At 68.7% G+C, this 11,642-nt stretch carries 7 protein-coding genes and 2 pseudogenes; 5 read left to right on the top strand and 4 right to left on the bottom strand.

The window, feature by feature from the left end; genetic code table 11:
* Positions 1-450 precede the first annotated feature (450 nt).
* A complete protein-coding gene (locus ABZS64_RS38290) occupies positions 451-669 on the top strand; it encodes a hypothetical protein (protein WP_355839689.1) in 219 nt (72 codons plus the stop codon).
* Between the two features lie 102 nt (positions 670-771).
* Here ABZS64_RS38290 and ABZS64_RS38285 read toward each other — a convergent pair whose 3' ends face one another.
* Entirely contained in the window at positions 772-1,074 is a 303-nt protein-coding gene (locus ABZS64_RS38285; protein WP_355839682.1) for a hypothetical protein, read from the bottom strand.
* A 493-nt stretch (positions 1,075-1,567) separates the two neighbouring features.
* On the opposite strand from ABZS64_RS38285, the pseudogene ABZS64_RS38280 reads away from it, so the two are divergent.
* Positions 1,568-2,355, top strand: a pseudogene (locus ABZS64_RS38280) (alpha/beta hydrolase); the annotation flags it as partial.
* Between the two features lie 311 nt (positions 2,356-2,666).
* Here the strand turns inward: ABZS64_RS38280 and ABZS64_RS38275 are convergent.
* A complete protein-coding gene (locus ABZS64_RS38275; protein WP_355839680.1) occupies positions 2,667-4,712 on the bottom strand; it encodes a M36 family metallopeptidase in 2,046 nt (681 codons plus the stop codon).
* 94 nt (positions 4,713-4,806) lie between these two features.
* On the bottom strand, positions 4,807-6,738 hold the full coding sequence (locus ABZS64_RS38270; RefSeq protein ID WP_355839678.1) for a M20/M25/M40 family metallo-hydrolase: 1,932 nt from the start codon (positions 6,736-6,738) through the stop codon (positions 4,807-4,809).
* Positions 6,739-7,149: 411 nt separating this feature from the next.
* Between ABZS64_RS38270 and ABZS64_RS38265 the strand changes: the two are divergent.
* The 3 genes and pseudogenes from ABZS64_RS38265 to ABZS64_RS38255 all read left to right on the top strand — a co-directional run.
* Positions 7,150-7,455 (top strand): annotated as a pseudogene (locus ABZS64_RS38265) (helix-turn-helix domain-containing protein); the annotation flags it as partial.
* Positions 7,456-7,505: 50 nt separating this feature from the next.
* A complete protein-coding gene (locus ABZS64_RS38260) occupies positions 7,506-7,736 on the top strand; it encodes a hypothetical protein (RefSeq protein ID WP_355839687.1) in 231 nt (76 codons plus the stop codon).
* 640 nt (positions 7,737-8,376) lie between these two features.
* The gene (locus tag ABZS64_RS38255) at positions 8,377-9,744 is read left to right on the top strand and encodes an MFS transporter (protein WP_355839684.1); all 1,368 of its coding nucleotides are present in this window, start codon (positions 8,377-8,379) and stop codon (positions 9,742-9,744) included.
* Between the two features lie 1,166 nt (positions 9,745-10,910).
* Here ABZS64_RS38255 and ABZS64_RS38250 read toward each other — a convergent pair.
* The gene (locus tag ABZS64_RS38250; protein ID WP_355839676.1) at positions 10,911-11,045 is read right to left on the bottom strand and encodes a hypothetical protein; all 135 of its coding nucleotides are present in this window, start codon (positions 11,043-11,045) and stop codon (positions 10,911-10,913) included.
* Between the last annotated feature and the right edge of the window lie 597 nt (positions 11,046-11,642).

Here is an 11,642-nt window from a genome sequence, read left to right as displayed (position 1 = left end):
CACCCGCACCAGCACCTGGTGTGCTCCAGCTGCGGCACCGTCCGCGATGTCCACCCGACCGGCAATCTGCTGGGCGACCTCCCGGCGGAGGAGCGCTTCGGCTTCACGGTGTCCGATGTCGAAGTCACCTACCGCGGGCTGTGCCCATCCTGCGCCCCCGGTTTGCCGCAAGTGTGATCTTGGTCGGTGGACCATATTTCGGGTCATCGCCTTGCGGCCCAGATGATGCCCGCGAGGTGGAGCGCGGCCATTGGCCGTCTCGTCGTGTCTGGTGGCGAGGAGTGCCGGCCGTGAACTAACGGGCTCGTGCGTGATTAGCGTGAGGTCGTGCCGGGGTAGCGGCCGGTGTTGTGATCACGTCTGTGCGGCGGGCAGTGTGAGTGCCTTGGTGTGTTGGGTTGCTTGTTGGTCGGTGAGGAGACCCGCCGCTGCGCGGATGGTGTCGGGGGGTTGTCCCGGCGGCACGTCCAAGCCGTCATCGCCCTTGCCCGCCGACGCGCGAGCGTGTTGTGGGCGCTCCTGCGCGACGGGCGGGTGTCACCCCCGCTCCACCGGTCGCGCAAACGGCTCTCCTGCGACGTCCTCGCCGCCCAACGCCGCGAACGCGCCCACATCCGCAGCGAGAAGGGCCTCCGCTGGGGCGGACGACCGCTCATCGACGCAGCCTGACCTATCAAAGCCGGTGAGCTTCACGCCGGGACCGGGGCCGACCTACCGGCCCCCAGCCGCTGTTGGCACCAGCGGCGCCGCCGACCGCGAGCGAAGTCAGCTCTACTCCAGGCAGATCTCGACGCACCTCTTGTGAGGAGCCACGCCAGTCCAGGCGCAGCAGGCCGAATGGTGCGCCTCTACCTGCGGGGCGTCCCGGTCGACGAATTCCGTGATGATGCGTCCGTCCTCGACGCGGGACACCGCAACCTGCCTGCCGAGGTCCACATGCAGGACTTCGCTCTGGAGGCGCAGGCAGCGCACGGCGTACTTCTGCGCCTCCGCCGGGTACCTGGCGAGTACCGCGTCGATCTCGCGGAAGAACTCGGTGTCTGCCTCGGGCCCGCAGGCGTGTTTCACCTTCATGATGGCCTCGTTCGAGTTGCGCGCCGACAGTGTTCCCGCTGGCGAACTGATTGCCCTGTCACACTGGGGTTCCTGCCGGACACTTGGAGATTGTGACTTGGCGCCCCGCCCTGCTTCCACGGTGGTGCCTTGTTTGCGAGGCCGCAACCCGGAGCACTGGCCGAGGTGCTGTCGTTCCCACTCGCGCCGTCGTCGAGGTGCGTGAAACGCGTGCCAGCTCCGACACCTTGACGGCCCCACCAACCACTGAGCCCCCGCTCCCCGGCACAGCCAGAGCGTCGGCGGGCACGCGGCGCGAACGCCAGGTGCCGACGGTGACTTCGGCTGCGAGCAAAGACATCCGCTGGGGAGGCAGACCCCTCACACCCCGCCGCCGCGTGACCAGACACTCGGTGAACGGGCCCGAAGCTGCTGGCCCTTGACGGTGCCGTCGAGACCGAACCCGGCATGATCACCCCCTGGGCCGGAAGCACAACTGAGAGGAACGACACCCATGAGTGAATGGCAGCTGACCGAGACATTCCGCAGCACCTCCGGCGACGTCCGCTGGGACCGCCTCGGACAACCCGGCCGGCATCCGGTCGTCCTCCTCCATGGCACACCCTTCTCCTCATACGTCTGGCGCGCTGTGGCCCGCTCCCTCGCCCGCCGTCACCAGGTGTTCGTTTGGGACATGCCCGGTTACGGGCCTCGGAGAAGTCCGCCGGCCAGGATGTCTCCCTGGCCGCCGAAGGCAGGGTCTTCAACGAGCTCCTGGCACACTGGGGATTGGAGGAACCACTGGTGGTCGCCCACGACTTCGGCGGCGCCGTCTCCTTGCGTGCACATCTGCTGCACGGCGCCCGCTACCGCGCGCTCGCTTTGGTCCACCCGGTCGCAATGGCGCCTGTGGGGATCCCCGTTCTTCCGGCTCGTCGGCGAGCACTCCGAAGTCCTCGAGCAGCTGCCGCCGCGCTGCACCACGCCCGGGTGCGCGAATACGTGAGTTCGCCCAACAGCCCCGGACTGCACCCGGCAGTCCTCGACCGGCTCGTCGCGCCCGTGGCTCGGCGATCTCGGCCAGGCCGCCTTCTACCGGCAGATCGCCCAGGCCGACCAGCTCTACACCGACGAGGTGCAGGACCGGTACGGCGAGATCGGCATCCGACGCTGGTGTACTGGGGCCGCGACGACACCGGGATTCCCGTGGCGAAGGGACGGGAGCTCGCTGCCCTCATCCCGGGCGCGCGACTTGAGCCAATCGCCGGTGCGGGCCACCTCGTCCAAGAGGACGCACCCGCCCAACTCTCAGCCGCTCTCATCGCCTTCCTCCAACACCCGTGCTGACCGGTAGATCTGCCCCAACAACCCGGTGACCCTTCCCGGTCGCAGCACGAGGCCTGTCCGGCCGATCTTGCCGGGCTCGCGTGCCCCAGCACTCCCCCAGAACTGCGCCTGGGGGTACCCCCAGGCGCGTTGTCGTCAGTCGCCTACGGCCCCCGTAGCCCTCCGGGCACGGGACTACCCCCACCGCGTGGCTCCCTCCTCCGCCTTGCGATCGCGTGCACCGGACCTCGCTCGCCGATCCGGCCGGATCGACCGGACAACAGACCCTAGTCCTCGTGCCCGGCCGGGGGCAGCGCCGTGCCGCCCTCGCAGCCGTCGAAGGACGCGTTCGGGCAGAAGGCGTCGAAGCCCATGCCGTACCGCGCGAACGCCTCACACGCCGCGCGCCGGACCATCTCGTACTCCTCGCTGCTCAGCTTTCCGCCCTCCATCGCCTTGAAGGCACGCAGGATCGCGTCCCGCGCGACGAGGAACGACGGGTTCTTCGGGGTGAGCTTCAGCCCGTCGACGACCGCCTGCCAGGTCACCCGGTAGCCCCGCTCCTTGCTGTCGAGCGCGGTGGCGACCTTGCGGGTCAGCTCCATGAGCGCCGCGCACCAGATCTCGCCGACGTCATGGACCTCCCGGTAGCTGAGGTCGGAGTTGCCGGCGCCCGCGACCTGGCCCCGGCGCTTGCCGATGTCACCGAAGGTGCCGGGATACCGGTCGTCGTAGGGCCGCTGGCGGATGCCCCTGCCGTCATTGACCACCCAGTCGCCGGTGACGACGCGCTCCTCGGCGCGGGCGAAGTTGGTCACGGTGAGCGCGAAGAAGTCGCTCCAGCCCTCGCCCATCGAGACCGACTGGTCCTCCTCCAGGCCGTTCGCGTCGAACATGCCGCCGACGAGACGGTTCGTCACGCCGTGGACGTACTCGTGGAAGACCACATGCGCCGAGTTGGCCGTGTGGCGGCCGGTGTCGGTGACCAGCCCCATGTTCATCACGGCGGCCAGGCCGTCGGCCCGTGTGGCCATATTGGCCGTTCCCTCCACCGCTTTCGGGTGGGCGAAGGCGAGGACCGGGTCCGCACCCTTCCCCAGCCCCGGTGCGTTCGTGGCCTGGAAGTTTCCTTGTTCCTCCGTGAAGCCGAGCTTCATGAAGAAGTCGTGCATGTAGTTGCAGAAGTAGAAGATGTTGGTGACGAACTGCTCGGGCGTGTCCACCTCCGGGCTGAACAGTCCGTTGCCCTGCGCGTCGGTCTGGATCTGGAACGGCTTCCGGGTCTTCCCGTTGAGGGCGCGCACGTTGTTGCCCTCGGTCGTCATCGTCCCGTTGTGGGCCGCTGTCCAGGCGGTCGGGAAATCAGCGGGCAGTTCGATGGACGCCTCCGCCGGATACGCGTCCGCCGGCAGCGGGAAGGGGACCTGGCCGAAGGGGCTCTCGATCGGGTCGTCCTTGAAGACCAGTCCGCCCACCACACGGCTGCTCGCGTCGTAGAGGTAGAGAATCTCGGGCGCGTCCAGGTCCGCGGTGCGATCGTCGGCCTCGACGAAGGCGTGGTACTGCGCGGTGAAATTCTTGCGTGAAAGCGTGAAGAACCAGGTCAGACGGACATCGCCGCCCATGTAGAGGTACACGAGGCGGGCCGGGATGGCCTCCTCGAAGGGACCCTTGGCGAAGGTCATCGGCTGGTCGTTGCTCGGGTGGAACGACAGGCGCTCGAAGTTCTCGGGGATCTCGAACTGCGGGAGTTGGTCCGTCCCGAAGGGTCCCTTGAGGGTCACGGGCTCGGCGGCCTTCGCGGCCGCCACCCTCAGCGCCACCTCGGCCGGGACCGCCGGCTTCACCGGGAGGTTCGCGGGCACACTCACCGTGTCGCCGACGACCCGGTCGACCGTGCCGTCCTCGTGCATCCACACCTTCGGCGACATCGACCAGACCTCGATGCCGTTGAGCATCTGCCGCAGGCTGACGACGCGCATGCCCTCGCTCGTCCTGGTCACGGTCGGGTCGGCCGTGAACTCGATGGGGTCACGGGCCGCGAATCCGATCGCCTCCGAGACCGAGGCGACGTACTCCTTGGCCCGGGCGATGTAGCCGGCGTCCGAGGGGGCCTGAGGGACGCCCTCCTCGGCGAAGCTCGGGGCGCCGTCCACGCGCAGCTCGGTCAGGTGCCCGGTGTAGTGGTTCACCTTGCCGCGCTCGGCGGTCAGCGAGTGGTCGACCTCGGCCGCGACCCGCTCGGTCTCGTTGAGGAAGTCGTCGGCCCCGGCGTCCGCGGCGAGCGCGTCGTAGGCCGTGTTCCGCTTGTCGATCGTCGTCGTCATCGTCATCGATGCTCCTTGCATTGAGGGCTTGTTGTGCGCGTTGTGCAGAGGGCTTCTTGTGCTGAGCGGGCCGCGTGCTGAGGACCTGTGTGCTGCGAGGTCACAGGCCCGCGAGCGTCAGGGCGGCGGCCGTCACCCCGCACGCGATCGTGGCCGCGTAGTCCGTGCTGTGGTCACGGTCGTCGAGGGTGTCGCCCGGCTTGTGGTACTGCCGGGTGCCGGTCGCAGGCGCGCTGTCGTCGAAGAAGTTCTCGGAGACGGCGACGGCCGCCCAGCCGCGTTCGTGGAAGCTGGCGTGGTCGCTGCGGCCCGCAGCCGGGTCGGACTCGCCGGTGAGCCGCTGGATCGCGAGGCCGGGGGCCAACGCCTCGACACCCTCGGCGACCACGTCGCCGAGGGTGTCCGAGGCGTCCACCACCGGGCCGGGAACCGCCGAGCCCGCGTGGATCTCCACCGAGCGCCCGCCGCCCTGGAAACCCGCGATCATGTCCATCTGGAATACGCCCGCGATGGTGTCGCCCGCAGCCGCGGCGGCACGCGCGTACACCTTGCTGCCGACGAGTCCCTGCTCCTCGGCGTTGAAGAGGACGAAGCGCACCGTCCGTGCCGGCATCCTTCCCGCGGCGACGATCGCGCTCAGGCACTCCGCCGCGGCGAGCACGGCCGCCGTGCCGCTCCCGTCGTCGTCGGCGCCCGGTGCCGGGTCGACCGCGGGGTCGTACGGGCGCGGCCGGCCGTTCGCGTCGACGAACTCGCCCTGGTCGGCCGTCGAGTCGAGGTGCGCCGTGACGAGCACGGCACCGTCCGATCCCGCGACCGGGAACTCGGCCTCGATATTGGACAGCCGGTGGCCCCGCCAGCTGAACCGGTGGAGTCTGACCGCGAGGCCGAGATCGTGGAACCGGCGGGCCAGCGCGTTGACGACCAGGGTGTTGTCACCGCTCGCCGCGTCGCGGCTGCGCACCTTCAGCGTCTCACCCTCGACGAGCGGCTCAACGCCCGAGAGCCGGGCGACGTGGTCGCGGATGACCGCGGGGGTGACGGCGGCGCGCACGACGTCGACCGTCTCCGCGGACGGCGCGCCGCCGGCGAACCGGTCGGCGAATCCGGCGGCGAAGCCCTCCGCGTCCGACTCGCCCGGGCGGGAGAGCAGCGCCGGGTCCGGGAGCAGCCGTTCGGTGTGGCCGGGTTTCGCACCGGCGATGTGCAGTTCCTCGACTGGGGCGCCGGTGGCGATGTAGACACCGCCCGGGGCCGGGCCGAGCGATGCGACCGTACGGCCCGACCCAGCGAGCTCGTTCGCGACGAAGGCGAACGCGCCCGCGGCGCGCAGTTCGGACTCGGCCCGTGCCTGCTGGTCGTCCGGGGCGTCCGCGAACTCTGCCGGGAGGGAGACCTGACGGTCGTCACGCATCAGGAAGGCCGCCGTGTCCTCCACCGGCTCCCGGAGCTCGGCCGTGAACCCGCCCTGTTCGAGTGCGCCCACGCCCCGCGCGGTGGTCATTGCGAGGACGAGCCGGCAGGATGCGACGTGTACCGGAACGACCTCGGCGCTGTTCGCGACCGCCTCCAGCTCGGCCAGGGTCCGGCCCTCCGGCAGCTCGATCCTGGCGAAGAGGACGGGCCGGCCCTCGATCGCGGCCCGCGTGAAGACCGGGTGTGCGGCCGTGCGCATGCCGGCTTCGCGGGCGACCGCGCGCTCATCAGGGTCCTCGCCAACGAAGACGCAGTCGTCGGCCATGACGCCCGCGCTCGCCACCGCGCCGTCGAAGATCCCGCGAGCGGTCTTCGGGCCCCAGTGGAGGAGGGTGTCGTCCGTGAAACGGCCGGCGAAGGCCGCATCGAGCGCGGCTCTCGCGCGGGCCCGTGCGGCCTCTCCGGCACCCGGGTTGGAGAGGATGCCCTTGCGCACTCCCTTGAGCGCGTCCAGAACCTCCACGACGCGGGGCCGCGGCCGGAAAATCAATGAACCGTCAACTTTGATGCTCGCATCGGCGAGGGTCGCGCCTATGTCGAAGAAGACAACGGACATCTCTGCATCTCCGTAACGTGAACGGCCGTGCGGGCCGGGCGCCGTGAGCGCCCGAGGACCGAAACTCCGAAGCCGCCGGCCGTGCGCGGTGGGCGGCGGTCATGAGCGCCGCTCGGAGGTCCCCGTTCTCCCTGATCTGGCGGATATGTCTCTAGTTTTCGTGACCAGGCGCCTTCTCGCACCCCGGGCCGACGGGACAAGGGGTCCGGGCGGGCATGCCATGAGGGCTCCGGAAGGGCGGGCGGCGCAATAGCCTGAAGCTCCACGACTTTTCGGACAAGCCGCATGAATTGCACGCACGGAGAAGATGCATCACTCGCCCGGGTTCGCTCCCGCGCGGTGGGAATCGCCGTGATGTTGCGTACGCCGGGGCCCTAGTGACCTGAGTCGGAGATTCGTCGTTGGTTGGGTATGAGTCGTCCTGGTCCGAAGATTCCGCCGTTGTCGGTGACTGATGGTCAGCGGGTAGTGCTTGAAGGGTGGGTGCGTCGGCGTACGACGGCACAGGCTTTGGCGCTTCGCTCACGGATCGTTCTGGAGTGTGCTGACGGGCACTCGATCATGGAGGTGTCGCGCCGTCTGCGGATCACTCCGGACACCGTGCGTACGTGGCAACGCCGCTTCCTCGAGAAGGGTCTGGACGGCTTGTGTGACGAGCCACGGCCGGGAGTCCCGCGGAAGATCACCGACGCTGATGTGGAGCGGGTGATCGTCAAAACGCTCGAGGAGACACCGAAGAACGCCACCCACTGGTCGACGCGTTCGATGTGCACCAGGCCAGCAACTACTCCGCCGACGTCATCGCCTGCACGCGCGACATCTGCACGTACATCTACGAGACCCATGGCCGATTTCCCGCACACTGCGACACAATCCACGTACCGGGGGTCTGGCTGCAGGCTCACCACGTCGAGAACGGCTATTACCAGCGGTTCTTCCGCGACGGGCTGACCGAGGCCCACCAGATGCACGATCAGCACTGGCACGGGGCCGGGTGACGAGCAGACGGTAACAGCGTCCGTCTCCCGGCCGGGCTCTCCACGGCACTTGAACCGGGCACTCTCCGCGGCACCCCCTTCGCTGACGGCGTGCTGCCGGTCGGGCTCACCCACGTCGGCCCACTGCCAGGCGCGGTCGGGATGACGCGCCACAGCGTCGGATCGTCCAGGGCTCCGGCCCAGTCGGGCGTGAGGTTGAGGGTGCCGTGGAAAACACTCAACAACAGGCCGGACACCTCAGGGATTCCTGGTGGCTCCCCCGCTCCCGCTCCCGCTCCCGCTCCCCGCAGGACGACAACTGATGGCCATGGGTTGCCTCATGTGGCGCCATGCGGGGCACGTGGCCCCTCAGTACTGCGAGTTGGCTGATTGCAAGCCGGTCGATCAGGCCGAATCTCACAGAACGGCGACGGCAACTGCCCCGACCCGCGCTCTCCCAGGATCCGCGCCTGTGATCCGGTCCGTGCTCGCCGTCCTGACTGCCAACCCCGGCACAAAACGGGTGGCACACAGTCGCGTCCTCCGCATAGTTTGTGCGCTCGTGACTGATGACCCGAAGTGCTCATTGAGTGCCTCTCTGGCGTCCACGGAACCGAAAGTGGCGGCCTCCGACGAGTGGACAACAACGGCTGAGCGTCCCCTGGCGCAATCCAAAGCCGCCGAGGGATTGTTCTCGGGGACGTACGTTGCCGCCACCTCCTGTTTCGCCGCAGTGATGTTCCTGACCGGGCTCGCCGCGCTTGCCGTTGTCCCCACGCTGCCGACTGCTGCACGAGACCTGGACGGGGTGTCGCTCTACCCGCTGGTGGCCGGGTGCTTCGTGGCAGCGAGCCTGCTCGGCGGGATGCTGGGCGGTCATTGGGCAGACCGTTCCGGGGCGCAGAGCCCGCTTGCGGCGGGCATGGTGCTGGCGGTGGCAACCCTGCTGGTCTCGGGCGCCAGCACCTCGATCTGGCAGCTGGCGGCCGGGCGCTTCCTGGACGGGCTGGCGGGCGGGATGGTCGCGGTGTCGATCAACACCGCCATCGGCCAGGCCTACCCCGACCGTCTGCGGCCGCGCGTACTGGCGTTGATGAGTACCTGCTGGATCATCCCGTCGCTGGTCGGCCCTCCGCTGGCAGGGCTTGTGGCCGAGTGGTGGTCCTGGCGCGCAGTGTTCTTCGGCCTGGCTGCTCTTACCGTGTTGCCCGCGCTTGTAGTGGTGGCCGTATTGCGCGGCCCTTCCGGGGCGGCCGCCCCCGCCCCATCGGAAGACAGGCCGGCGCGCCCTGCACTGATGGTTGCGATAGCCGTAAGCCTGGGTGCGGCGTTGGGGCAGTACGGCGTCTCGGGCTGGAACCTGCGCCACCTGCTGTTCAGTGCCGGCGGGTTCGCCTTGCTGGCGGTGTTCGCGTCAAGGCTGCTGCCGCCGGGCACCTGGCGTGCCGTGCGCGGCCTCCCGGCCACCGTGCTGCTGCGCGGTCTGGGTTCAGGGGTGTTCTTTACGCTGGAGGCCTACGTGCCCCTGCTGCTGGCCACCGAACGGGACGCGCCTCCCATGGTGATCGGCCTGGCCTTCACGGGTGCTGCCGTGGCCTGGGCCGGCTCCTCCTTGGTGCAGGGGCGGCTGCTGGAGCACTGCCCCCGGCACCTCCTGGTCGTGGCCGGTGCGCTGGTGCAGGCGGCGGCGGTTGCGCTCGCGGTCGCCGGGACGTTTCCCTCAACGCCCGCGTACACCGCCGCATCGGCCATGGTCGTCGCGGCCGTCGGCATGGGTATGTACGCCCCTTCCCTCACAGTGCTGTCACTCACCCACAGCCCGCCCGGCCGTCAGGGCTATGCCAGCAGCGCGATGCAGACAACCCAGAATCTGGGCCAGATAGTGGTGTTGGGCGTCTCCTCCGCCTTGTTCAACGCTTGCCTGGGCGCCGGCTCGACCCACGCCGTCGGCTACGGCGCCGCCTTCGGGCTGCTGCTCGTGCCGTGCACCCTGGCTACCGTGCTCGCCGCCCGGGCCCGCTGCGCGTGAGCAGGGTGAGGGTGCTGCCCTGGCGATGCTCGTATCCGCCACTGGTCGACGCCCGGGCGACACGAACAGACGCCATCTGGGTGTACGGCCAGTGTGCGCGTCAAGACCCAGGCAGGGCTCGTGGACCACGCGTACTTCAGGAGGACGCGCACTTCCCTGCCCCGACAGCAACGCACGACGCCAGCCTCCAGCTCATCTATGGCCAAAGCTCTAGTCTGCAGCCAAAGGCCGCATACCGACATGTCCGGCTCAACAGCGCCCCGGCTCCTACCTGGAGGAATCGATGCCCAGTACGCCTCAGCAGCCCTTCGGCACCGTCGTCAGCTCGATCGGCGTCAACCTGCGCAAGTACCCCAGCACCGACTCTCCCATCACCGGAAACACTCAGCCGGGATGCCGAGGTCGGCCTGCGGAGCAAGGTCCATGCCCAGGACATCGACGGCAACAGCATCTGGTACCTGCTCAGGGACGAGCACGCCTGGGTCGCGGCCCGGCATGTCGCCAACACCGGACAGGCTCCCCTCTCCAAGGACGTGGACGGCGCGGGCTGAAAACGGCGGCACTCCGCCGATGCGCACGCCCAACCGTGTCGGCGACGGGGCGCGGATATCCGGGCTCAGCGCTTTTACGGGACGTAGTGGTCCGCCTTGCCGAAGGCATAAGTGACCCACGAGCCCGCGCTGTTGTTGTGGTAGAGGTACCCTTCGGCCCACATCGTGCCTGGACGGGGCCGACGAAAGACAGCAACGGTAGGACAGCAAGCAGGGCGAACAGGCGAGCCTTCGACTTCACTGGGTTGGTCTTGATCAGTTGCCCAGTGTGGAAGACGACGCAGGCGAGCGTGAGCAGCAGGCGTGTTGTGTGGTCGTAGCGCAGGCCGCATCGCTTGAAGCAGGGCCTGCGTCTGCCGCAGATTGAGCGTGCTCAGCTTCGCCGACCTCATCGTCATCGGCGCGCTCTCAGGGTGAGCCTGCGGCTCCCCCGTGTCAGGTCGATCGGGAGCCACTCCTCACCTGTCCTCCGCCGCTGCGCTGCTTGTGGTGAAAGACCGTGCGGTCCCAGTCCCGCAGAGCCCGTAACCGGGCAAGAGACCGGGCACCATCGGCGCAGCCTACCGCTGAACGGACAGGTGCCAACGCGCCGAATGTGAACACGCTCAGCTCAGCTCAGCTCGCGGAGGTCGTGCGGTAACGGCCGCGGAACTCCGCCAGCAATTCGTCGGTCACCTCGGCGCCCGCGGCCACCGCCGCGTGCACCTCACGGAAGTAACCCTCGTATCCGGCAGGAGTGTAGAGACACAAGGCTCGCGCCGTCTATGTGCCGGCATTGCGGAAGCCGTGCCGCGTACCGCGCACCGCGGCCAGCAGGCTACCGGGAACGGCAGTCACCTCACCTTCCCCGTTTGTGGAGGGTTCAACTCCCCCTCCAGAACATGGAAGTACTCGTCGTGTCCGTGGTGAACATGCGGACGAGCACGCACGGTCCCCGTTCCCAGCGTGAACTCCTCGAAGGCGAACCGGCCTTCAGTGTGCCCACCGGTCAGCCGAAAGAAGTGCTCGACCCCCGCCACCTCGATCAGCTCACCCTCCCCGGGGCGGCGAAGCAGCGAAGGTGCTCCGACGATTCATACTCGATCGTGGCAGAGACCTGCGAAACGCTCTGCCCGGCCAGCCACTCAACCCTTCAGTAGCAGTTGGCGATCAACGGGCTGGCGGATGTTCACAAAACGGCAGCGCCGTCAGCGGGCGCGCGTTCTCATACCTGCGACGCAATTTCAATCCAATTGTCCGGCCCGGAACGCGCCCACCAGCCGGGGACCGGCACGGGTTCCCGCGTGGTTCTTCAGCGTGAAGGGGTACGACACGCCGCTCAAGCAGGTCGCGGTGAGCCCGTCGATG

This window comes from Streptomyces sp. NPDC005408, from assembly GCF_040606445.1.
Taxonomy (GTDB): domain Bacteria; phylum Actinomycetota; class Actinomycetes; order Streptomycetales; family Streptomycetaceae; genus Streptomyces.
Note: the sequence above shows the minus strand (reverse complement) of the source record. Positions and strands in the feature narration are given on the sequence as shown.

Bases quoted from the DNA above. Each gene is read 5' to 3' on its own strand.
- ABZS64_RS38285 (WP_355839682.1), bottom strand. From the start codon at position 1,074: ATGAAGGTGAAACACGCCTGCGGGCCCGAGGCAGACACCGAGTTCTTC.
- ABZS64_RS38275 (WP_355839680.1), bottom strand. From the start codon at position 4,712: ATGACGATGACGACGACGATCGACAAGCGGAACACGGCCTACGACGCG.
- ABZS64_RS38270 (WP_355839678.1), bottom strand. From the start codon at position 6,738: ATGTCCGTTGTCTTCTTCGACATAGGCGCGACCCTCGCCGATGCGAGC.